At 27.2% G+C, this 24,564-nt stretch carries 19 protein-coding genes and 1 pseudogene; 12 read left to right on the top strand and 8 right to left on the bottom strand.

Annotated features, from left to right (window positions below; all coding sequences use genetic code 11):
* Positions 1 to 190 (bottom strand): hypothetical protein (locus tag Q0G30_RS11310; RefSeq protein ID WP_294389975.1); only part of this gene is annotated, 190 nt, incomplete at its 3' end.
* 238 nt (positions 191 to 428) lie between these two features.
* Here Q0G30_RS11310 and Q0G30_RS11315 point away from each other — a divergent pair.
* Entirely contained in the window at positions 429 to 1,262 is an 834-nt protein-coding gene (locus tag Q0G30_RS11315; RefSeq protein ID WP_294389977.1) for a hypothetical protein, read from the top strand.
* 168 nt (positions 1,263 to 1,430) lie between these two features.
* On the opposite strand, the gene Q0G30_RS11320 is transcribed toward Q0G30_RS11315, so the two are convergent.
* Complete coding sequence (locus tag Q0G30_RS11320; RefSeq protein ID WP_294134101.1) at positions 1,431 to 2,063, bottom strand: DUF624 domain-containing protein; 633 nt, start codon at positions 2,061 to 2,063, stop codon at positions 1,431 to 1,433.
* A 205-nt stretch (positions 2,064 to 2,268) separates the two neighbouring features.
* Between Q0G30_RS11320 and Q0G30_RS11325 the strand changes: the two genes are divergently transcribed.
* Positions 2,269 to 2,673 (top strand): hypothetical protein, encoded by a 405-nt coding sequence (locus Q0G30_RS11325; protein WP_294389980.1) that lies wholly within the window; start codon positions 2,269 to 2,271, stop codon positions 2,671 to 2,673.
* 464 nt (positions 2,674 to 3,137) lie between these two features.
* On the opposite strand, the pseudogene Q0G30_RS11330 reads toward Q0G30_RS11325, so the two are convergent.
* From Q0G30_RS11330 to Q0G30_RS11350, 5 genes and pseudogenes are all read right to left on the bottom strand, one after another.
* A pseudogene (locus Q0G30_RS11330) lies at positions 3,138 to 4,229 on the bottom strand (hypothetical protein); the annotation flags it as partial.
* Complete coding sequence (locus Q0G30_RS11335) at positions 4,190 to 4,600, bottom strand: hypothetical protein (RefSeq protein ID WP_294389983.1); 411 nt, start codon at positions 4,598 to 4,600, stop codon at positions 4,190 to 4,192. The pseudogene Q0G30_RS11330 and the gene Q0G30_RS11335, both read right to left, overlap by 40 nt.
* A 122-nt stretch (positions 4,601 to 4,722) precedes the next feature.
* The gene (locus Q0G30_RS11340; RefSeq protein WP_294389985.1) at positions 4,723 to 5,289 is read right to left on the bottom strand and encodes a hypothetical protein; all 567 of its coding nucleotides are present in this window, start codon (positions 5,287 to 5,289) and stop codon (positions 4,723 to 4,725) included.
* A 419-nt stretch (positions 5,290 to 5,708) separates the two neighbouring features.
* Positions 5,709 to 6,716 (bottom strand): cysteine synthase family protein, encoded by a 1,008-nt coding sequence (locus Q0G30_RS11345; protein ID WP_294389987.1) that lies wholly within the window; start codon positions 6,714 to 6,716, stop codon positions 5,709 to 5,711.
* An 85-nt stretch (positions 6,717 to 6,801) separates the two neighbouring features.
* Positions 6,802 to 8,031: a dicarboxylate/amino acid:cation symporter gene (locus Q0G30_RS11350; protein WP_294389990.1), complete on the bottom strand. Its 1,230-nt coding sequence runs from the start codon at positions 8,029 to 8,031 to the stop codon at positions 6,802 to 6,804.
* A 544-nt stretch (positions 8,032 to 8,575) separates the two neighbouring features.
* Here Q0G30_RS11350 and gltB point away from each other — a divergent pair.
* From gltB to Q0G30_RS11390, 8 genes are all read left to right on the top strand, one after another.
* Entirely contained in the window at positions 8,576 to 13,144 is a 4,569-nt protein-coding gene (gltB, locus tag Q0G30_RS11355) for a glutamate synthase large subunit (protein WP_294389995.1), read from the top strand.
* A gap of 12 nt (positions 13,145 to 13,156) precedes the next feature.
* Positions 13,157 to 14,626, top strand: a complete 1,470-nt coding sequence (locus tag Q0G30_RS11360) for a glutamate synthase subunit beta (protein WP_294389998.1) — start codon at positions 13,157 to 13,159, stop codon at positions 14,624 to 14,626.
* Between the two features lie 129 nt (positions 14,627 to 14,755).
* A complete protein-coding gene (locus Q0G30_RS11365; RefSeq protein WP_195467193.1) occupies positions 14,756 to 15,022 on the top strand; it encodes a hypothetical protein in 267 nt (88 codons plus the stop codon).
* Between the two features lie 125 nt (positions 15,023 to 15,147).
* Positions 15,148 to 15,471: a thioredoxin family protein gene (locus Q0G30_RS11370; RefSeq protein WP_195467192.1), complete on the top strand. Its 324-nt coding sequence runs from the start codon at positions 15,148 to 15,150 to the stop codon at positions 15,469 to 15,471.
* 40 nt (positions 15,472 to 15,511) lie between these two features.
* A complete protein-coding gene (locus tag Q0G30_RS11375) occupies positions 15,512 to 16,639 on the top strand; it encodes an SLC13 family permease (protein ID WP_195467191.1) in 1,128 nt (375 codons plus the stop codon).
* A gap of 67 nt (positions 16,640 to 16,706) precedes the next feature.
* Positions 16,707 to 18,005 (top strand): MBL fold metallo-hydrolase, encoded by a 1,299-nt coding sequence (locus Q0G30_RS11380; protein ID WP_294390001.1) that lies wholly within the window; start codon positions 16,707 to 16,709, stop codon positions 18,003 to 18,005.
* An 88-nt stretch (positions 18,006 to 18,093) separates the two neighbouring features.
* Complete coding sequence (locus Q0G30_RS11385) at positions 18,094 to 19,605, top strand: bifunctional UDP-sugar hydrolase/5'-nucleotidase (RefSeq protein WP_294390004.1); 1,512 nt, start codon at positions 18,094 to 18,096, stop codon at positions 19,603 to 19,605.
* Between the two features lie 184 nt (positions 19,606 to 19,789).
* The gene (locus Q0G30_RS11390) at positions 19,790 to 22,105 is read left to right on the top strand and encodes a cation-translocating P-type ATPase (protein ID WP_294390008.1); all 2,316 of its coding nucleotides are present in this window, start codon (positions 19,790 to 19,792) and stop codon (positions 22,103 to 22,105) included.
* Between the two features lie 45 nt (positions 22,106 to 22,150).
* Here Q0G30_RS11390 and Q0G30_RS11395 read toward each other — a convergent pair whose 3' ends face one another.
* A complete protein-coding gene (locus Q0G30_RS11395; protein ID WP_294390016.1) occupies positions 22,151 to 22,822 on the bottom strand; it encodes a cyclic nucleotide-binding domain-containing protein in 672 nt (223 codons plus the stop codon).
* A 352-nt stretch (positions 22,823 to 23,174) separates the two neighbouring features.
* Here Q0G30_RS11395 and Q0G30_RS11400 point away from each other — a divergent pair, with 352 nt between their 5' ends.
* Together Q0G30_RS11400 and Q0G30_RS11405 are read left to right on the top strand one after the other, a co-directional pair.
* Positions 23,175 to 24,233 carry a BMP family ABC transporter substrate-binding protein gene (locus Q0G30_RS11400; RefSeq protein WP_294390020.1) on the top strand — a complete coding sequence of 353 codons (1,059 nt, stop codon included), beginning with the start codon at positions 23,175 to 23,177 and terminating at the stop codon, positions 24,231 to 24,233.
* Positions 24,234 to 24,339: 106 nt separating this feature from the next.
* The coding region (locus Q0G30_RS11405; RefSeq protein WP_294390023.1) for an ATP-binding cassette domain-containing protein at positions 24,340 to 24,564 on the top strand (225 nt) is incomplete at its 3' end.

Raw genomic sequence — 24,564 nt, forward strand, 5'->3', positions numbered from 1 at the left:
TATTATCATTAGAATCTATATCAAAATAAATAGTTGATAGAGATGAAATATCTGATAAAATTTTTTTATTTTTTTTTATTTCAAAATTAGAATTAACATAATTAATAGAAATTCCATTTTCTACAGAAATAGTATATAAATTATTAAATGAATTCCTAATTAATATTGAGGATTGTTTTATAAATGGCACAGTATCACTCCAGATATCTTTATATATTAAATATATATTTTCCTATTTATATTAATATGTTATCAATAATTAAATTTCAAAATTAATTTATTAAATATATGGAGAAATGTTTGTATAAAAATAATTAATTTTAAAAAAATTATCAAAAGGAAACATATATAGCTATAAATCATAATATGAAGTAGAAAAAACAAATTTATTGTCTAATATTAATGATATAAATCAGGAGGAAAAAATAATGTCAAATAAAAGAAGACGTATGGATAAAAGTTCAAATTGTCACAAAGAAATCAAATTTAAAAAGAATTGTGATTTAAATTGTTGTAACAATTTAATAGTTAAAGACTCAGATATTTATGAGGCTGAATGTGTTCCAGTAGTAACTGAAAAAATATTTGATAGCATAACTTTAGAAGACTTTAAATATAGAGTAGAAAATGAAGAATTTACTATAGTTTCTACAGACAGGTGTCATTATGATGAAGGAGCACCTATATGTATAGATAAAATAGGAATAACTTATGATTTTATAGGAATAGGAGAAGAAAAAAAGGAAGAATTAGTAAACTCGGAAAGTGTTATTTTTTCAGCAGAACCAGGAACAGGATATAATATTTACGATGAAGTTCTTTATAATGAATATGTAGGAACTTTTGTAACAAATAGATGCTGTGAAAAAGATAAGAAAAAGCAAGGAATAAAATCAAGAGTTTTGGAGAATAATGTAAAATTCTACGTTAGTAATTTACAAATTGTTTTAATTGGTACAATAGGAAATAAACCATTTAAAGCAATTTCAAGTAATTCCCCATATACAGGAGCTATATTTAATGGAGTTAGCTTGGATTTTTGTGGAAAAATATATTTACCAGAAGAATATAAAAAAGTAACTATACATGAGGAATATGAGGGATTTCTAACAGCTGAATGTGCCATTGCAGATAGTAAATATGATTTTTCTAGTAACACATTTACAGCTTCAGTAGAATTTTTATTAGATGTTAAAAAAACTATATACTCAACAGTAAATGAAAAAATGGATATTTTTACTGTACCTAATTTATATATATGATTAAGGTAATAGATTATATAGTTATATAAAAATACTTATAAAAATATAAAAATACTTATAAAAAATAGAAAGTTAAAAAGTAATTATTACACATATATGTTAAATAGAATAATATAAAAATACCATCTATCATAAAAAGGTAGATGGTATTTCTATTTAAATATAAAATTAAGAGATAATTTTATTAAATAAGTTTATATCTTTGTTAAAGACAATTAAAAAAATACGGGATACCATATAGCTATGCAATGATACTCCTAAAAGAAGCATAAATAAAAATACTATTGGAAAGTAAAAAGTTGCAAATAATATAGATGCTCCAAATAAGGTAATAAGTAAGCTATAAGGAAGATTTTTTAATGAAATAACGAAACAATACTTAAAAGTATTTAAAATAGAACATTTAGTTTTTGTTAATATTGGGAATATATATGGAGTGACTAATAAAAAAATAAGTAAAGAAAAAAATATAAATGGTAATGCGAAGTATGATAGTGATAAACCACACTTTAGCCAAAAAACTAAGTTAACACCTAAAACTATAGATGTTATAAGAATAATTAACCATATTATTGTTGATTTTTTGAAATTTTCCTTAAATGATTTAAAGAATGTTTTTATTAAATTTCCTTCCTCATTATTAATAATTTTTAAATTAACAGAATATAAAGCTGTGGTTGTAGCTCCTATTGTTACTATAGGAATGCTACAAAATATCCATAAAATATTTAAAATAAACCAATCAGCAATTTTATTCATAATCTTAGAAAAGCTGCTATCTGAATTAAACATATTTCTCATAAAACCCCTCCTATTTTCCATATATATCTAATTTTATAATACAGTATGTAAAGGGTTTAATCAATAATATTAAGTGATATAAAAGAAATTTAATAGTTTATTTAATAAATAAAAAGATATTAATTAGTATTTTTATTAAAATGCATACTTATTATTTTTAGAAGAATAATATTATTATTGACTAAATTTAACTAAGGAGGATATTATGAAACACAAAAGAATATTAGTATTAACATTAGTATTTTTATTAATATGTAGCTGTAATGTTTTTGCAAGTAAGAGACCTGAACCTAATATGATTTTTATGGGTGAGGTAGAAGAGGTTCAAAAAAATGAAAAAGATAATACTTTAAACATAAAGGTTAAGGGATATCTTAAAGGGCTTACTGTAAATAGTAAAGAATTAATAGCAGTTGTAGATAATGAGACATTAATACTTCCAAATGAATGTCCAAAAGAAGGGGAAGAAATAGATATTAAAAAAGTTGATCCTAAGACATTTAAGATAGAAAAAGGTGATGTTATATTCCTTGTTTTAAGTGAAGCTATGACAAAATCAAATCCACCTCAAGTATCAGCTAAGGCTATTCAAATAACAGATAAGAAATAAAATTTAGCTACTACATCTATTATATTTTCGGATATAGGTAATTTATATAATGATGTAGTAGATTTTTTAAAAATAAATTTAAATGACAAAATAAAATTTATGAGGTTTTATTATTTAAAGTTAATAAGACCTTTTATTTTTATTTATTAATAATAATATATACTGTTATATGAAAGAAAGCTAAAGATGCTCTTACAATTAAAAGGTTATATTAGTATGGTAAAAATAAGTACTAAATATATGTAACATAATTAAGTATATTTACTTAATATATATTAAGATTTATCTTATCTTGCGTATAGAAATAGAGAAGTTCATTTTCTTAATAGTTTTAAAAACTTCAATTTGGAAACTAACATTTAAATTAAGTAATTGTAATATAATTTTATCTTCTGTATTGTAATAGAAGGTTTTTAAAAGAAAATCTCATAGAAATTTTATAAAGTTTCTATGAGATTTTTGTTTTATAGAGTATGTGAAATATTGTTTTGGATTAACTTAACGAATGTATCAGGAGTAACAATTCTAACCTTAGGATTTTTATTTAATTTAGTTATAACATCATTAACATTATCCATTGTATTACTCCAAACATGAACATATACAAAGGTATAAGAGTTTGCATCTTTAATATTTGTATAACCTAAGTTAATTCTATCATCAATGTTAGAAAGTAACTGATTTTCATCCTCTATGCCACCCCAAAGTAAGTCACGGCAAGAAATTATAGGCTTATTATTAGACCAAATTATTTTGCCTTTATAGGCATTATTTATATCATAATTTAAGTAAAGGAGACCATCTATATTAGAATTACAAGTATACTTATCCCATAAATCTCTTTTATAAAAAGTTTCGTCATCAAGAATTAACACAGTATGTTGATCAACATTTTTCATGTAGTCATTAAGGCGCTTAGTATAGGAAGTTAGTTTATCATTCGGATATTTACTAGGATATATATATCCATTACCAGAAGCAGCAACTATGTAATTATCATTATATTTTGATGAACTTGCAGCTTCATAATATTTATTAAAAACTGTAGGAGCTAAATAATATAATGAAGGACTTAAGGACCACCCTAAATTAAAATTACCTCTATAAGGAGAACCAAACCAATCTTTAGTATTATAATTACTGCCTAGGAGCCACTGTTGATTATCACCATCAGACATTATAAAAGTAACATAATGGACTCCATCTTCTTGAATCATATCTTTACTAGTTTTTTGATTCATGGGTATTGATGGATATGAGCTCAATACTGAAAGGTTATAAGACCAATCTGCAGCAATCATATCAATTCCAAAGCTAGAAGCAATAGAAACATTAGTATGCTCATCAGGTCCCCAGCCTAATATTCTACCACCATCATTCATAGAGCTAAAAATAGACTCTCTTAAAGAAATATCATTTACATCATTTTCGTAAAAAATCAATGATTTTGAAAGAATTGCATAGTCACGTAATGACATATATTTGTCACTAGGTAATTCTATTACCGTAGAATGATTTAATCCAGAATTCCAAAGATTATTAAATGCCCAATATTTGCATTATTATTTGAATTTGCAAAACTAATAGCCGTATCATCAATAAATCCGTGTGATTCTTCTCTCAAATCAATATCTATTATAGGAAGATGAGTATCAATATTTTCAATTAATAACTGCAAATTAGTAGTAGTAAATTGACCGCTTCCAGATATATTAAGTTGTTCTAAACCTTTTGTATTTAATGATTTAAGAGTTGAAGTTTTTGATATATCACTTGTTTTACGAAAGTGACTTGGTAGTGAAATAGAGCTATCTGAATCTTGAATAATATTAACATCTGATAAAGCGTTTATTGGAAATGAATTTGATGATAATAAAATTATAGCTGTTAATAAAAAAGTAAAGAAAAGTTTAATGTTTTTTTTCATTAGTATATACCTCTTAATTGTATCGTTTGTTATTTATTATAAGAAATAATGAAAATATATTTCTTCTATATAGTAAAATAAAAGTAGCCTCGATTTACTTAAAAACCGGGGCTAACTTTGTTTTATTTTATTCCTAGTTTATTTTTAGCATCATCAATTAAGTTTTTTAAATCTACTCTAGCATCATGTGCACCTAATGTTAATGATCTTAAACCTTTTATTACTTCATCTTTAGATAAAGTAGCATAATCTTTTGTTTTTTCACCAAAGGTTCCAGTATAATCATCAACTGCAATAATAGCTTTATCAGTAGCTGTTATTACTTCTTGATTATATTTATCAACCTCATCATTTCCTTTTACAACATTATTTTCCAAGTCATTCTTAAAAGCCTCTAAGTTTGTTTTTAATTGATCATAAGAATCATTATATTCAGTTATAAATTCATCATATGTATTATCATATGTAAAATCATCTATATAAATATCATATGTAGTATCAAGGGCATCATTGTTAAAATAATGATTATATCTTTCTGTTAAATAGTCATAGTATTCTTGATTAGTAGGTGGGTTTTTCTTGGTGGAATCATTAGTTTTATTATTAGTGTTATTATCTCCACATCCAACTAATCCCAATAGTAATAAAGATAATAGTAATAAAGATAAGAGTTTAAATCTTTTTCTCATTTCAAACATCTCCTTAAGTTTTCTTTTATATTTATAGTTTGCTTAAGATAAATATTTGTATTCATTTAAAATTTAAATAAAAATACCTTGCATTTAATAAAATATTCTTAATTAAAAAGATAACTATAATATCAAAATAATTTGTAGAACAAAACATTAACTATAAAAAGGGGCATGTTATAATCAAATACATGGAAAAGGAAAAAATGAAATATTAATTTGGAGGGAATATTGAAATTGAGCCGTAGAATTTAATCTTTGTGGAATTTAACTTGCGTAAAGAAGTTGTATTGAAGCGTCAGCGGCTTTTACAACTTTAGCAAGTTCAATGGAACAAAGATATAAATTCTAGGCGAAAATTTCACCATTCCCGGAAAATAAGTATTTCATTTTTTCTATCAATGTAGTGAGCAATTTAGTTAAAGAACTCTAAAGTCAAGAAGTTTGACATCTGAAGAGATAAATTCAGATTTAACAGGTTCTTTATTCATTAAATCAGTAGAGATGTACTTTTTATTATCATCAGCAAAAATAGTTATAGCACCTGAAACAGATTTGTTAATATCTAAAGCTTTAATAGCACCTATAAAATTAGCACCAGAGGAGATTCCAACACCAAGTCCTAATTCTTTAGAAAGCATTTGAGCCATAATTATAGCGTCACCATCATCAACACTTATAATATCATCTAATTCATGTAAATTTACTATTGAAGGAATGAATTCATCTGAAATTCCTTGAATGCGATGATAACCTGAATGAGTACCTGTTGAAAGCGTTGGTGATGAAGCAGGTTCAATAGGATAAGCCTTTAAATGGCGATTTTTTTCTTTCAAAAATTTAGATATACCCATTATTGTCCCACCAGTACCTACCCCAGCAACGAAAATTGAAGGTGATATGTGATGTTTTTTTAATGTTGAGTATATTTCAGGAGCTGTAGAATAGTAATGAGAATATATATTATCAATATTTGAAAATTGTTGAGGTAAAAAAATATCAGAACAATTGGCTTTACATTGTTCAGTTAAGGATATGCATTTAAGAAATCCACCATCATTTTTTGAGACTAAATGTAGTTTTGCATTATAACTTTCTAGTAATTTGATTCTTTCTAAGCTCATCCAATCCGGCATATAAATATGAACATCGTGGCCTAAATAAGTTCCAACTGCTGCAAAAGATATACCAGTATTACCGCTAGTAGCTTCTAAGATAAGATCATTTTCGTTAATTTTTTTATTTATATAAGCACGCTTAAGCATATATATAGCAACTCTATCTTTAATGCTTCCAGTTAAATTGTAATATTCAAGTTTAGCGTAAATTTTCATGTGTTTTTCTTTGTATTTAAATAAGATTTCTACTAAAGGAGTATTTCCTATAAGTTTTTCTAAATTATTTATTTTGCTAAAAATATCTTTCATAAAAACTCCAAAAAAATTCTTTCAATATTATATATGAAATAACTTTTTATTTTAGTAAAAGTTATTTCATATATTATTTTAAAAATTACTTATTAGAATTTTCTTTCATGAATTTAGAAATCATCATAGTACAAACTGTGTTACCAGATGAATTTAATAATGTTGCTGGAGCATCTATTATTGTAGCTATAACGAGCATTATTGCTAAGCTTTCAGCAGGAAAACCAAATATACTTAAAATAAGCATTTCTCCAATTGCACCACCGCCAGGAACAGCTCCAACTACTGCACCAATAAGTAAACCAACACCAAGAATCATAAGTAAAGTTTCAATGTTGTTAGTATCTCTTCCAAAGATTCCAAATAAGAACATTATTTTAAAGATACCACCAATTATAGAACCATCTTTATGAATATTAACACCAAGTGGCATAACGATATTTGCAAGAGTATCTGAAACTCCCATTTTTTTAGCTGCGTCTATATTTACAGGAATACAAGCAGCACTAGAGCAAGTTGCTAATGCTGTAACAGCAGGAGGAGTGGCATTCTTCCAAAATGTTTTTACACCTTGTTTTTTACCGGCAATATAAGCATAGATAGTAAAAAATCCAAAGAAATAAATAATAGAAACTACAATATATAAAATGAATACTTTTATATAACCACCAAGTATTTGACTACCTAGTTGTCCAACAACTGTTGCAAAGTAGCAACCAAGTCCTAAAGGAGCAATGTACATAATTAATCCCATCATTTTCATAGTTACTATAGATCCGCTTTGCAAAAATGCTGCAAATGGTTTTCCATCTTCTTTAGAAAGCATAGTTGCAAATCCAATAAGAATGGAAAATAAGATTAAAGCTAACATATTACTTCTAGATAAAATCCCAGAGAAATCATTAACAGTAATACTTGAAACTATTTTTTGAATTATGCCAACGTTTTCTTGCTCTATAGAACTTGTAGAGTTAAGAAGATTATTAAATATAGATGAATCTAAATTATTAGTAGGATTAAATAACTTAAAGCTAATAACACCTATAATTCCTGAAATAATGGCTGTAGTAGCAAAAACTATAATAGTTATTACTAGAATTTTACCAAGCTTTTTCGAACTTTCCATATTAGCTATAGAAGAGGAAATGCTAAAGAAAACTATAGGAACTAGTAATGTAAAAATTAAGTTTAAAAATAAATTCCCTATTGGTTCAAATACTATAGCTTTTTCTCCTAATAGTATACCTAAAAAACCACCTATTAGTATGGCCATAAGTAATATTAGGGAAGAAGCATAATTTTTTAAAAATTTCAATTATATCTTACCTTTCTTTTGTAAATTAGTATTTCACATACTTTATCTTTTGTGTGTATAAGTAGGTATTGCTACCAACTTTTAATAATATTATGTAATAGTTAGAATGTCAATTAACTTATGTACTTATATAGAGAAATAAGTACTTTATAAATAGATTACTAATGCAAAATATAAGTAATTGACATATTAGAATTATAATTTAATATTTTTAAATGAAATTCTAACAATTTTTTTTAAATGACGGAATAAAAAATATAACATTCATAAAATTTAAAATAGATACTTGTAAATTATTAATATATTTATAGAGTTGAAATGATAAATTATTAAAAAAAATAACTTTAATAAATGTAATACTTAATTTTTAAAAGAAAAGTATATAAAAGTAATAATAAAAATTTGAAATTATATACAAATTTGTATATAATGTTAATATTATAATAAATAGATTAAAATTGAAAAATAAGATTTTTTTGGGAATTATAATTTCATATTTAGTTTTAAAATGCAAAAAATATACTATTAAAAAGGAGCGTTATATATGAAAGGAAATTGGGGTCTGTATAGCAGCAGTTTTGAACATGACGCATGTGGAATAGGGGCTGTAGTAAATATTAAAGGAGAAAAATCTAATAAGGTCATAAATGATGCTTTAGATATTTTAGAAAATTTAAAGCATAGAGGCGGAACTGGAGCAGATGAAAATACTGGTGATGGAGCTGGTATTTTAATTCAAATACCTCATAACTTTTTTAAGAAAGTATGCATTGAATATAATGTCAATTTACCTAAAAGTGGAGAATATGCAGTTGGTGTATTATTTCTTCCAACTGAAGAAAAGAAAAAAAAATTAGCTCTAGATATAATGAATAAAGTTATAGTGGACAAGGGCTTCAAGACCTTATTATTAAGGGATGTACCTGTAGATAATAGTGGACTTGGAAAAGCAGCTTTAGAGTCTATGCCTAACATTATGCAGATTATATTAAATAAGCCTAATAATATAAAGGATACAAGGGAATTTGAAAGAGAATTATATATATTAAGAAGAAATATTGAAAAAGATTTTAATTTAGAAAAATCATTAAATAATTGCACTACTTATATAGCATCTCTTTCTTCGAAAACAATAGTTTATAAAGGAATGTTATTATCTACACAAGTAAGAGGGTTTTATCATGATTTGTTAGATAAAGATGTAGAATCTGCTATAGCTTTAGTTCATTCAAGATATTCAACAAATACATTTCCAAGCTGGGAAAGAGCACATCCAAATAGGATGATGGTTCATAATGGAGAAATAAATACTTTAAGGGGTAATGTTAATAAGATTTATTCAAGAGAGGGATCTATTACTTCAGAGGTATTTGGAGAGAAGCTTCAAGAAGTGTTACCTATAATAAATAAGGAGGGATCGGATTCTGCAACCTTTGATAATGTATTAGAATTTTTATACATGGGTGGAAGGGATTTAGCTAGATCAATATTAATGTTAATACCTGAACCATGGGAAAAATCTAAAAGTATAGATGAAGATAAGAAAGCTTTTTATAAATATAATTCAACATTAATGGAACCATGGGATGGACCAGCGTCTATAGTATTTACTGATGGAGATAGGGTAGGAGCAGTTTTAGATAGAAATGGATTAAGGCCATCAAGATACTATATAACAGATGATGGATATCTATATCTTTCATCAGAAACTGGAGCAGTATACATAGATGAGGAAAGAGTAGTAAGAAAAGATAGATTAGAGCCAGGGAAGATTTTATTAGTAGATACTATTAAGGGTAAACTTATTGAAGATACAGAGGTTAAGAAAAAGTATAGTTTAGAAAATCCATATAAAGAATGGTTAGATGAAAGGTTAACACCACTTAAGAGTATAAATATAGATAATTATGAGCAGAAGTTTATGACTAAGGAAGAAAGAATAACTTATCAAAAGACTTTTGGATATGGATATGAAGACTTAAAAACTAATATATACGAAATGGCTCAAAATATGCATGAGCCAATGGCTGCTATGGGTATAGATACTCCGCTTGCAGTATTATCATTAAAGGAACAACCGTTATTTAATTACTTTAAGCAGTTATTTGCTCAAGTAACTAATCCACCAATAGATGCCATAAGAGAAGAAGTTATAACATCAACTAATGTTTATTTAGGTTCTAAAGGAAATATATTAGACGATTGTCCAGAAAGTTGTAGGCAAATAGAAATAGTAAATCCAATTATTAATGATAAGGATTTAGTTAAAATAAAATCATTAGATGGACATGGATATAATATTAAAACATTAGATATTACTTTTGATAAAACTAAAAAAAATAGTTTAGAAATATCATTAAAATATTTATGTAGAGAAGCACTTCAACTTATTAATGAAGGAGCAAATGTAATTATATTAAGTGATAGGTTTATAGATGAGGAAAATGTCCCGATTCCTTCATTATTAGCTGTTGCAGCAATGAATAATTATTTAATTAAAAAGGGTGTTAGAAGTTTAGCTGACATTATCATAGAAACTGCAGAGGCTAGAGAGGTTCATCATTTTGCAACACTTTTAGGATATGGAGCTACAGCAGTTAATCCTTATTTGGCTTATCAATGTATTCATGAGTTAGTTGAAGATGAACTAATTACAATTCCATATGAGGAAGCTATAAATAATTATGATAAAGCAGTGGTTAAAGGAATAACTAAAATACTTTCTAAAATGGGAATTTCAGCAATTAGATCATATCAAGGGGCTCAAATATTTGAGGCACTAGGGATAGATAAAGTTGTAATAGATAAATACTTTACAAATACAACTAGTAGAATTGGTGGATTAACTTTAAGGGATATAGAAAAAGAAGCTTTATCTAAACATGAAAAGGCGTATAACAAAAGATATAAACAACTTAATTTTGATTTAGATAATTTTGGAAGAGATAAATTGAGAAGCACTGGAGAAAAGCATTTATACAATCCAGCAACTATTTATATGTTACAACAAGCAACAAAAACTGGAGATTATAGTAAATTTAAAGAGTATTCTAAATTAATAAATAAGGAGGAAGAGGGATTAACTTTAAGAGGCTTATTAGATTTTAATTTTGAAGCAAATCCTATTCCGCTAGAAGAAGTAGAGCCAGTATCGTCAATTGTAAAGAGATTCAAAACTGGAGCAATGTCATATGGATCAATTTCCAAGGAGGCTCATGAAGCACTTGCTATAGCAATGAATAGATTAGGTGGTAAATCTAATACTGGAGAAGGTGGAGAAGATAGAGAAAGATGGATTCCACTTGATAATGGAGATTCAAAGAGATCTAAAATTAAGCAAATAGCATCAGGTAGATTCGGTGTTACTTCAGAATATTTAGTTAATGCAGATGAATTACAAATAAAAATGGCTCAAGGAGCGAAACCAGGGGAAGGTGGACAACTTCCTGCATCAAAGGTTTATCCTTGGATTTCAAAAACAAGACATTCAACTACTGCTGTTGGGCTTATTTCACCACCACCTCATCATGATATTTATTCAATAGAAGATTTAGCTCAACTTATATATGACTTGAAAAATTCTAATATATACGCAGATGTTTCTGTAAAGTTAGTGGCAGAAGCTGGAGTTGGAACAGTTGCAGCAGGTGTTGCTAAAGCAGGTGCTGATGTAATATTAATATCAGGTTATGATGGAGGTACAGGGTCATCTCCTAAGACTTCTATTCAACATGCAGGTCTTCCATGGGAACTAGGACTTGCAGAAGCACATCAAACACTTGTTATGAATAATTTAAGGGATAGGGTTAGAGTTGAAACAGATGGTAAACTTATGACTGGCAGGGATGTTGCAATAGCAGCATTACTTGGAGCTGAGGAATTTGGATTTGCAACTGCACCACTTGTAAGTTTAGGTTGTGTAATGATGAGAGTATGTAATTTAGATACTTGTCCAGTTGGAATTGCTACTCAAAATGAAGAACTTAGAAAGAGGTTTACTGGTAAGCCTGAGTATGTAGTAAACTTTATGGAGTTTATTGCAGAAGAGCTGAGAGAATACATGGCTAAACTTGGATTTAGAAGTATTGATGAAATGGTTGGTAGAGTGGATAAGTTGAAGAAAAAAGAGAATATCAATAACTGGAAAGCTAAAACAATTGATTTATCACTAGTATTAGATAAATCACAAGTTAAATCTCAAAATGGTGTTAGATTTAATTTAGCAAATAAGTATGATCATAAGCTTGATCTTGTTAAAGATTCTGTGGTGCTTTTAGATCTTGCAAAACCAGCCTTAGATAATAAAGAAAAAGTTAAAATAAATCTTGATATTTTAAATACAGATAGAACATTTGGTACTATCTTAGGATCTGAAATTACTAGAAGATATAAAACAAAAGGATTACCAGAAGATACTGTATGGATTAAGTGTACAGGAGCTGCTGGACAAAGCTTTGGTGCATTTATACCAAGTGGTTTAACTTTAGAAGTTGAAGGTGATGGTAATGATTATGTTGGTAAGGGATTATCAGGAGGGAAAATAGTTGTATATCCACCTAAGAATAGCAAGATAATTGCAGATGAAAATATTATAGTTGGTAATGTTGCATTATATGGGGCTACATCTGGTAAAGCATTCTTTAATGGAGTTGTTGGTGAAAGATTCTGTGTAAGAAATTCAGGTGCAACAGCTGTAATTGAAGGCTGTGGAGCTCATGGTTGTGAATATATGACAGGTGGAAGAGCCGTTATATTAGGAGAAACCGGAGTTAACTTTGCTGCTGGTATGAGTGGTGGTATTGCTTATGTTCTAGATGAAAATAATAAGTTTGTTTTTAATGTTAATAAGGAGATGGTACTTATTGAAGAACCAAATGATGAAGATGTTAATTTCTTGAAAGAAATAATTACTGAACATTATGATCTTACAAATTCAGTAAAAGCTAAAGCTATTTTAGATAACTTTGATTTATATATAACAAAGATTAAAAAAGTAATTCCTAAAGACTATAAGGAAGTTTTAGAGCTTGTTAAAATAAATGAAGAGAAAGGATTTACTAAAGATGAAGCTTTAGTAAATGCCTTCTATGAAAAAACAGGAAAAGGAATGTAAGGAGGGAGTATCATGGGAAAAGCAACAGGATTTATGGAGTTTACTAGAAAGAACTGTAGTAGAGAGGATGCACTAAGTAGAATAAATCATTGGAATGAATTTGATACGCCTCTTACTGAAGAGGAGAGAAAAGAGCAAGGGGCAAGATGTATGGATTGTGGAGTTCCATTTTGCCAGTCAGGAGTAATATTAAATGGAATGGCCACTGGGTGCCCTTTGCATAATCTTATTCCTGAGTGGAATAACCTTGTATATTTAGGTAAATGGAAATTAGGGTTAGAAAGGCTTTTAAAAACGAGTAATTTTCCGGAGTTTACTTCAAGGGTATGTCCTGCATTATGTGAAAATGCTTGTACTTGCGGATTGCATGGAGATGCTGTTACAGTTAAGGCTAATGAAAGATATTTAATAGAAAAGGGGTTTAGTGAAGGTATCATTAAAGCAAACCCACCACAAATAAGGACAGGGAAAAAAATTGCTGTTATAGGGTCAGGTCCATCAGGCCTTGCATGTTCAGACTTTTTAAATAATCTAGGTCATAGTGTTACTGTATATGAAAGAGAAGACCGTGTTGGTGGGCTTATGATGTACGGTATTCCAAATATGAAGCTTGAAAAAAATATTATAGAAAGAAGAGTTAATATTCTTAAAGAAGAAGGAATTAACTTTAAAACTTGTGTAAATGTTGGTATTGATATTACCTTTGATGAATTAGATAAAGAGTATGATGCAATAGTTGTAACAATAGGTGCATCTAAACCAAGAGATTTAAAGGTGCCTGGAAGAGAACTTAATGGAATTCATTTTGCAGTAAAATATTTAACTAATAATACAAAAAAAGTAATTGGTTCAGTATTTAATAAAGGGTCAGACATTCTAGCTACAGATAAAGATGTAATAGTAATTGGTGGAGGAGATACAGGAACTGATTGTGTTGGTACAGCACTTAGACAGGGATGTAAATCTGTAAATCAATTTGAAATAATGGGTGAACCTTTAAAAACTAGAGGTGAAAATAATCCTTGGCCAGAGTATGCAAAGATATTAAAAATTGACTATGGTCAAGAAGAATATATTGCAAAGTTTGGTCATGATCCAAGAAGATATTTAACTAGCGTAAAAGAGTTTTATGGAGATGAAAATGGAAATGTAAAATCTCTTAAGACTGTTGATGTAGAGTGGGTTAAAGGTGAAAATGGAAGAATGAATCTTAAAGAAGTTGAGGGTTCAGAAAGGATTTGGAATGCTGATCTAGTTTTAATAGCTATGGGATTTGTTGGTGTTGAGGATTATATAGCTAAAGATTTAGGTATTGAGTTGAATAATAGAGGAAGTATTGATGCAACTGATGTAGATTATAAAACATCTAAGGATAAGGTATTTGTAGCTGGAGATGCAAGAAGAGGACCATCTTTAGTTGTGTGGGGAATTACAGAAGGTAGAAATGCTGCTTTATCAGTAGATAAATATTTAATGGAATAACAACTTTTTTATATAATAAGGAGATGTCACTATAATTAAGTATTTACATTCTAAGTTAGGTTATAAAAGCTTAAATTATGATATAATATGATTGGATTATAATTTTTGAAAGTTTGTTTCGGAGGGTATATGGAGAATATATTAACAACAATTGAGAGAGAAAATCATATTAGAGAAATATTTTTAAGTATGTTTAGAGAAGAGGGAGTATCAGAAGAGGAATTAGAAAAGGCAATTTGTGAATCATATTGTAAAGAAGGTATAGAGTGTAAGACAATAAAGGATATTCCAATAAATGAGATGGAAGAAGCTATAACTGAATGTTGTGAATCGGCTGGATTGGAGTTTAAAACTTTTGATGATATTTTAGAATATTTTTATAAAAATAATAATTAGAAGATAAATAGCTATTACTTATAAATTTAAGTAGTAGCTATTTTTTTGTAGATTATAGGTATATAATTTAAGAGCAAAGATAAGATTAAAGATATAATTTTTTTATAAAAGGGGTGAAAAATATTTTGAATACATTATTTAGTGAAAATGATATTATAAATTTAGTTAATGATAATAAAATAGCTGTACTATATTTTACAGGAATGGATTGTGGTGCTTGTGAAGCAATAAAATATAAAATTGAAAGTATTTTAAAAAGTTTACCACAAATTAAGAGTGGAGAAATTAATGGGGAGGAAAATTTAGCTTTAGCTGCAAAATATGGTGTATTTTCATTACCTATATTTTTATTATTTATTGAAGGGAAAGAAACATTGAGAATTGGTAGAAACGTAGATTTACTTGAGCTTGAAAGAAATATAAAAAGATATTATGAAATGATATTTTAGGTTAATTTTAAATATTTAGAAATTGAATAGAGGTTTTAAGATGAATTTAGAGTTGAATTTAATAAAGGATAAAAGGATATTTTTAGAATTTATAAAAAAGGAAATAGTATTAATAATTGCAATAACATTAGCTATAGGAACATCACTTATATCATTACCTAAGTTTGAATATATAGATTTTAAAGTAATAATTCTATTATTTAATTTAATGATAGTAGTAGCAGGATTTAAAGAGTTACAGCTTTTAGATAGTATAGCTACTTCATTATTAAAAAGATGTACAAGTTTTAAAGCAATTACATATACGTTAGTATTCTTAACTTTCTTTTCAGCAATGATAGTAACAAATGATGTTGCTTTAATTACTTTTGTACCATTAACATTAATTATAGCTAAAAAAGTTAATGTAAATCCATTAAAGCTTATTGTATTTCAGACATTAGCCGCTAATTTAGGAAGTGCGTTAACTCCAATGGGAAATCCACAAAATCTTTTTATTTACTCTTATTTCAATGTTAATATTATGGAGTTTTTTAAGATAACATTTCCATTAGTTTTATTATCAGTTGTATTTTTAGGTGCTATAACAATGAATGAAAAAAAGGAGAAGTTATATTTTCAAGTTGAAAATATAAAAATAGAAAATAATAGGGATATAATAATATATTCAGTTTTATTTTTCATAACAATACTTTCAGTATTTCATTTAATTGATTATAGAATTACTTTTATAATAACAATAATAGCTATAATGATTTTTAATAAAAGATTATTTAAAAAAGTAGATTATTCATTACTTATTACTTTTGTAGCTTTTTTTATATTTATAGGTAATATATCTTCTATGAGTTTAATTAAAAATTTTATGGTAAATATATTGTCTTCAGAAAAGAGCACATTTATATCATCAATAATATCTAGTCAGTTTATAAGTAATGTTCCAGCAACGATGCTTATTTCAGCATTTACACCGTATTATAAGGAACTATTATTAGGAGTAAATATAGGTGGACTAGGAACAATTATAGCTTCACTTGCTAGCGTAATTTCTTATAAACTCTATATTAACGAATACCCAAAAGATGGCGCTGATTATATAAAAAAATTTACTATTTATAATGTTTTAGGATTAGTTATAATAGGATTGATTATATATTTTTTTATTTAAAATGAAGATTAATTTTAATAACTATAAAGATAACTAGATATAAAATATAACAAAGAGGAGTTGTTTTATGATTATGCTTAAGGATAAAAAGACAAAAATAACATTTCATAGTGGTGTTTTAACAATTGGAGGAACAATAATAGAGATTGCATATGAAGATAGTCATATTTTCTTTGACTTTGGTAGTGAGTATAATCCATCTGCAAAAGTACAGCCTACTGATTTACAAGGATTATTAGATGAAAATTTAGTGCCATATTTAAATAATATATTTGATCCTAAAATACCTTTAATAGGATATGAATCAAAGGAAAATACTTTTAAAAATACTGCTGTATTCTTATCTCATATTCACTTAGACCATTCTAAGATAGTTAATTACTTAAATCCTGAAATACCATTATATACTTTAGAAGGTACAAAATCATTACTAAATACTTTGAACATTAATAATGATTTTATTTTTCCTCTATATGAAAAACAAGATTCTAATACAAGGGAAGTAGTTGGAGTTAAAGAAAATGAAATTGTTGAAGTTGGAAAAATAAAAGTTAGAGTTATGCCTGTTGATCATGATGCTTATGGAGCTAGTGGATTAGTAATAGAAACACCAGACTTAACTATAGCGTATACTGGGGATATTAGGCTTCATGGATATAGGGAAAGTGATACATTAAATTTTTGTAAGGAAAGTGAAAATTGTGATGTATTATTAATAGAGGGTGTAAGTGTTTCATTCCAAGAGTTTGGAGATCCTATAAGAGAAATAGAAGCAATTAATGAGCCAGAACTTATAGAAAAAATAAATAAGGTAGTTAATAATAATCCAAACAAACAAATAACATTTAATTATTATATATCAAATGTAGAAAGAATTTTAAATATAATTAAGAGTAATCCAAGAACTGTTGTATTAGATGCATATTATTCATATGTAGTAAAAGAAGCAACTGGAATTGAAACTTATTATTATCAATTAGATAATAAAGAATATGAGTTAGATAAAAATTTAAAAGTGGATTTTGAAGAATTATTAAAAGATGAAAGTAAATATTTTTGGCAACTAGATATTAGAGCACTAAAATATATAGATAAATTAAAAGATGGAGGAATTTATATTCATACTGATGCTCAACCATTAGGAGAATTTGATCCAGCTTATGAACCATTTATTAACAAGTTTGCTGAACATAATATAGAGTTTATAAATATGCCATGTAGTGGTCATGCTCGCCCTTATGACTTAATAAAAATAATTAATTTAATTAAGCCTAAATTATTAGTGCCAATTCACTCTTATCGTCCTGAGAAGCTTTACAATAAAAATGGAGATGTTCTTTTACCTAAAAAGGGTCAAACAATATAGTTCTATTTATAGTAAAGAGAAAGTTGGATAGTAGTTTGTATAAAAAATTTATAGAATTTAGCTATTTAAATAGGAAGGAAGATAATATATGAAGTTAGCTATATATCAAACAAGTGATTTGCATGGATATGTTTATCCAACTAACTATGTTAAAGAACAGCAACTTGGAATACTTAAAATAGGAAGTTACATATTAAATGATGAAAGAAATTATGACGCATCTTTAAAGGTTGATTGTGGAGATTTAATACAAGGATCAGCTTTAGCACATTATTTATCAAAGGAAAAATTGGATACAAATCCTATATTGAAAGGATTAGAATTTATAGGTTATGATGCTTATGTTATAGGAAATCATGAATTTAATTATGGATTAGATTATTTAAATAATTCATATAAACTTGTTGAAGATAAAATAATTAATGCTAATATTGAAGGATTAACTTTGAAAACAAAGCCATATAAGATATTTGATTTTAATGGATTTAAAATTGCATGTATTGGACTTACAACTTCTTTTATACCTAATTGGGAGCATGAGAAGAATATTGATAATTTAAGATTCCTAGATCCTGTTGATATGTATGGAAAATATGAAGAGGAATTAAAAGAAAAGGCGGACTATATTATAGTTTGCTATCATGGAGGATTTGAAAAGAGTCTAGATGGAAGCAATACTCCTACAGAAAAGCTTACTAAGGAAAATCAAGCAAGTGAATTGTTAGAGAAATATGAGTCTATTAATATGGTTTTAAGTGGACATCAACATAGAGCATTTATTACCAAAATAAATGGAGTAGTTTGTGCACAACCACTTCATAATGGACAGAAGTTTAGTAAGATTATATTAGATACAGACACTAAAGAAGTAAGTTATGAATTAGTTGATGTTTCTATATTAAATGATGAGATTAATAAAAATTTAGAAAAAATATTTAGTAATGTTGGATTAAGACTAAAAGATTATTTAGATAAAGAAATTGGTGAGTTTGATAAGGATATACTTATGGACGATATTTTTAAAGCACGATTAAATGGACATCCATTTATTAATTTCTTACATCAAGTACAATTAGAAGCTTCAGATGCAGATTTTTCAGCTTTATCATTATTTGATAGTGCAATTGGGTTTAAGCAAAAGGTATCTATTAGAGATGTATTAATAAATTATCCTTATCCTAACACATTAATGGTTTTAAAAGTTAGGGGAGATAAATTAAAAGAAGCCATTGAAAAGGCTGCAACTTATTTTGTAATTGATGATGGAAAAGTAAAAATTAGTGATGAATTCTTAGTTCCAAAGGTTCAAAATTATAATTACGATACTTTTGCGGGCCTTGATTATGAAGTTAATTTATCAAGAAATTTTGGTGAGAGAGTAATTTCTATGAAAAAGGATGGTAAGAATATTGACTTAGATAAGTACTATAATGTTGTTATGAATAATTATCGTGCAACCAATACTTCAATTTATCCATCTTATGAAGGTGCTGAAGTTATTAGAGAAATTAATATTGATATAAGTGAGCTTATAATTAATTATTTCTTAAAACATGAAAATATTAAAGCTATTGAAAAAAGTAATTACATAATAAAATAAAATAAAAGGAACTGTTGCATTTGGAGGTTTATGTAACAGTTCTTTTAATTTTATATACTAATAAAATTTAACATGAATTTTACATTTAAGGTATATAATAAATGATATTATTAATTAATATGTAAATATATAGAGAAGAGTATTTAAAATATAATTATATGAGAAAGTGATATGGAGTGTGTTTATGGTGAATGGGAAAGAACCTATATTAGGATTAACTGAAGCGGAAGTTTTGGAGAGAAAGAAAAAAGGTCAAATCAATATTGTAGAAGAAAAAACTGTAAAATCTAATTGGGAGATTATATCAGAAAATGTATTTACATTATTTAATTTATATAATTTTCTTATTGCTATTGCTTTAATGTCAGTTGGGGCATATTCTAATTTAGCTTTTATGCTAATAATTATATTAAATATATGCATTGGAAGTTTTCAAGAAATACATGCAAAAAATATGGTTGCTAAGCTGTCAGTACTTACAATATCTAAGGTTGATGTAATGAGAGATGGCAAAGAAAAAAGTATATATGTTGATGAATTAGTTTTAGATGATATAACTATACTAAATATGGGAAATCAAATTTGTTCAGATTCAGTTGTTATTGATGGAAAGATAGAAGTAAATGAGTCTCTTCTTACCGGAGAATCAGATACAATAGTAAAAATGCCAGGAGATAAGCTATACTCAGGAAGCTATGTTGTTAGTGGGAAGTGTTATGCTAAGGTTGAAAAGGTAGGTAAGGATAACTTAGCGGCGGAAATTACATTAAAGAGTAAAAAGCATAAAAAGGTAAACTCGGAATTATTGAATTCTATGAAAAAAGTTACAAGACTTACAAGCGTTATAATAATACCAGTAGGTATTTTATTATTTGTACAGGCGTTCTTTTTCAGAGATCAAGTGATAAAAAGTTCTGTAATATCAACAGCAGCAGCATTATTAGGAATGCTACCAAAGGGATTAATTTTATTAATTAGCATATCACTAGCAACTGGAGTAATTAAGCTTGCAAAGAAAAAAGTATTAGTTCAAGACCTATATAGTGTTGAAACATTAGCACATGTAGATGTATTATGTCTTGATAAGACAGGTACTATTACAGAAGGTAAGATGCAGGTTTCGAATTTTGAAATATTTAATAAGGAAATAATTCCTATTTCAGTAAACCAGGCCTTAAGTGCATTTGTTAATGAAATAGGAGATAATAATGGTACTTTTCAAGCTTTAAAGGAGTATTTTAAAGAAAATGATACATTTCAAGTTGATTATAAAAACTCATTTTCATCTGAGAGAAAATGGAGTTCTATTTCATTTAAAGATATAGGAACTATAATAGTTGGTGCACCTGAAAGATTAATAGCTAAAAGTAACTTTGAAATTAAAGATAATATGGTAGAGGCACAAAAGCAAGGGAAAAGAGTGCTTCTTGTAGGATTTTCTAAAGAGGTAGTGGAAGATGTATTGCCAGATATAGAGATTATTGCTGCAATAGAATTGTCAGACCCTTTAAGAAAAAATGCAAAAGAAATGCTTGGATTCTTTAAAGGAGAAGGTGTAACTGTAAAAGTAATTTCAGGGGATAATCCATTGACTGTTTCTAGTATAGCTAAGCAAGCAGGATTAGAGGATTATGAATCATATATTGATTTATCTACTATAGAAAATGATGATGAAATAATAGATTTAGTAGATGAATATAGTATATTTGCAAGGGTATCTCCAAATCAGAAGAGTTTGTTAGTGCAAGCATTACAAGCAAAAGGTCATACTGTTGCAATGACGGGTGATGGAGTAAATGATATTATTGCGTTAAGACAAGCAGATTGTAGTATAACATTACCAGAGGCAAGTGATGTGGCAAAGCAAGTTTCACAAATTGTACTTTTAAATTCTGACTTTAGTGTTTTAAAAGATGTTTTAATGGAGGGAAGAAGAGTTGTAAATAATATTACTAATGTTGCTACAATATTCTTTATAAAAACATTGTATTCAGTAATGTTATCAATATTAAATATTATAACTTGTACAGCGTTCCCATTTATTCCAATACAAATTACATTAGTGGATCTTGCAATTGAAGGATATACATCATTCTTTATATCTTTTGAACCTAATGGAAAACAGATAAAAGAAAAGTTCTTGAAAAGCGTATTAAAAAATTCATTCCCATACTCTGTAGTTATAATAATAAATATTATAACTCTATATTTCTTAGCTCCAGCTTTAGGTATAGTAGAGCCTAAGATGACAACATTAATGTATTATATGATTGGATTTACTAGTATTTTAGCTGTGATAAGAGTATGTAGACCATTTAATAAAATGCGTATATTTTTATGTACAACAACTGCTATTGGATTTTTCGTAGCAACAATTTTATTTAGAAATTTACTATATTTAAGTAAGCTAGGAATAAAAGAGTTAATAGTATTTTTAGTAATGGCTATATTAAGTACAGTTTTAATATTAATAAAAAATTGTTTAATGAAAATTAAATAGATATATATTAAAAAATGTATTGATTAAGAAATCAATACATTTTTTTTATGACGTAAAAGAATTAGAGGAGATTTTTTCTAAATAATCTCTATCTATAATTCTGTAGGATTTTCCGTTTTTAATTAATTTATTTGTACTACAGAATAAATTAATTATTCTTAATAAATGTCTATAGCTTGTACATAAAAGTTCAGCACATTCTGTTAAGTTATAAGAGAAAACTCCATCTTTTTCTGTTTTTAATATAAAAGAGGCTAATCGACTTTCTAATGATTCATAAAGGTTAATACATGTAGTATTATTCATATAACTAAGCCTTTCACCTAAATTTTGACAAATATATCTTAAGAATATTATATCATTTAAAAGAAGATCTCTATATTTCATTGATATACCTATGCAGTAAGCTTTAGAAGCAGCTTGGACTGAAGCAGTAGGAGGCTTATTCCATAAACTACAGGTCTCACCTATAATTTCAAAGGAATTAAAGAGTGTTAGAGACATTATTTTACCAGAAGTTGAATGAGAAAAAACCTTTAATTTTCCACTTACTAAAAAATATAAATAATCAGAGCATTCTCCTTCACTAATTAAAAAATCACCTTTATTTAAAGAAAAAAGTTCTAATAAGTTAGTTATATCTTGTGAAAATAATTTAGAAATACCAGTATTATTAACGTATTTATCTAATAATGATTTATTTTTAACATTTATCATAGTTCCTCCCAAAAAAGTGAGTAAATTAATAATATTGTTCGTTTATTTATATTCATAATTCTAACATAATGAAAAATATATAACAATAAGTACTAAGGCTAAGAAAATCAAGGAAATAAATAGAAATAAGGGTGTATAAATAATGTATATATTTTTAAAAAATATTAAAGTAATATTAAAAAAAATATAAAATATACAAGTCGAAAGTAGAATTATCAAGAAAAAAACGAATGTTAAAAACTAAAATAAAAAAAATATACAGTTTTTTCGCTAAAATATGACTTATGTCATATTTTTTAGTTTATATAATCATTATAATTAAATTAACAAATTAACTATGGGAGATGAAATAATGAAAAAAATAATAACTTCTTTACTACTTATTATGACAACACTTATTTTTGCTGGATGTTCTAATTCAGGAAGTAATGAATCAGCAGGAAGTCAAAGTATTGATGGAGATTATTCAAAGTTAAATATAGCTTTAATTTCAGATACAATTGGAACAGAGCAATTTATTCTTCAAGCATATGAAGCTTTAAAGGAAGCAAGTGAAACTTATGGATTTAAGATGACATCTATTGAATGTACAGATACTGCTGCATGGGAAGAAAATACTATTGCTGCATCTAATGAGGGATATGATTTAATAATAGGAATTGGATGGCAAGCAGCTGATCCATTTAGTGATGCTGCAGATAAATTTCCAAATACAAAATATGCTGTAATTGATACAACTGCATCTAATGAAAAAGTAACAAGCTTTGGGTTTGATGAAGCACAAGGATCATATGTTTTAGGAGCAATGGTTGGAACAGCTTTCCCTAATGAAAGTGTATATGGATATATCTCATCATTCCAAACACAAGCTACTTACAAATATAGATATGGATTTGCTGAAGGTGTAAAATCTGTTAATCCAAATGCTAAATTTATGTACAACTATACTAATTCATACAATGATACTAACTTAGCTTATGAATATACATTACAACAAAAGGCTGCAGGAGCAAACTTTATATTTGGTGGAGTATCTGCTAGTGCAAACTCAGGTATATATCAAGCAGCTCAAGAGTTAACTAAAAAAGGTACACCAGTATATACAACTGGATTAAGTGTTGACCAAACAACTTCTGAAAATCCAAGTATTATTAGTGGATTATTAAAGAACACTGGCGCTGTTATGAATACTATAATTGATAGATTCTTAGCTGGTGAATTAAATGGTGGAGCACAACTTCTTGGATTAAAAGAGGGTGCATTTGGTGTTGTTGGTGTTTCTCCAGAAGAAATGAATTATAGAAATACTGAAATTATAACTGATGAAGTTATAGCAGCTGGTAAGGCAGCAGCAGAAAAGATTATTTCAGGGGAAATAGTAATAGAAGTTCCTGAAGAGTCTGCAAACTAATTAGAGTATAATTTATATTTAGTGTACTTAATATAAGGGGCAGAGGCAATTTTTGCTTTGCCTCTTATTATATTCCAGATTAATTTAGAAAAGGAGTAACTTTGACATGCTTTTAGAAATGAAAAATATTGTTAAGACCTATGGTAACGTAGTAGCTAACAATAAAGTTAATATTAATCTTAATAAAGGTGAGATACTTGCTGTTGTTGGAGAAAATGGTGCAGGAAAGTCAACAATAATGAAGATTCTTTATGGATTAGAAAAACCAGATTCAGGAGAAATCCTTATAGATGGCAAGAAAATGAATTTTCATAATCCATCAGATGCAATG

This window comes from uncultured Clostridium sp. (genome assembly GCF_934754925.1).
In the GTDB taxonomy this organism is placed as follows: domain Bacteria; phylum Bacillota; class Clostridia; order Clostridiales; family Clostridiaceae; genus Clostridium.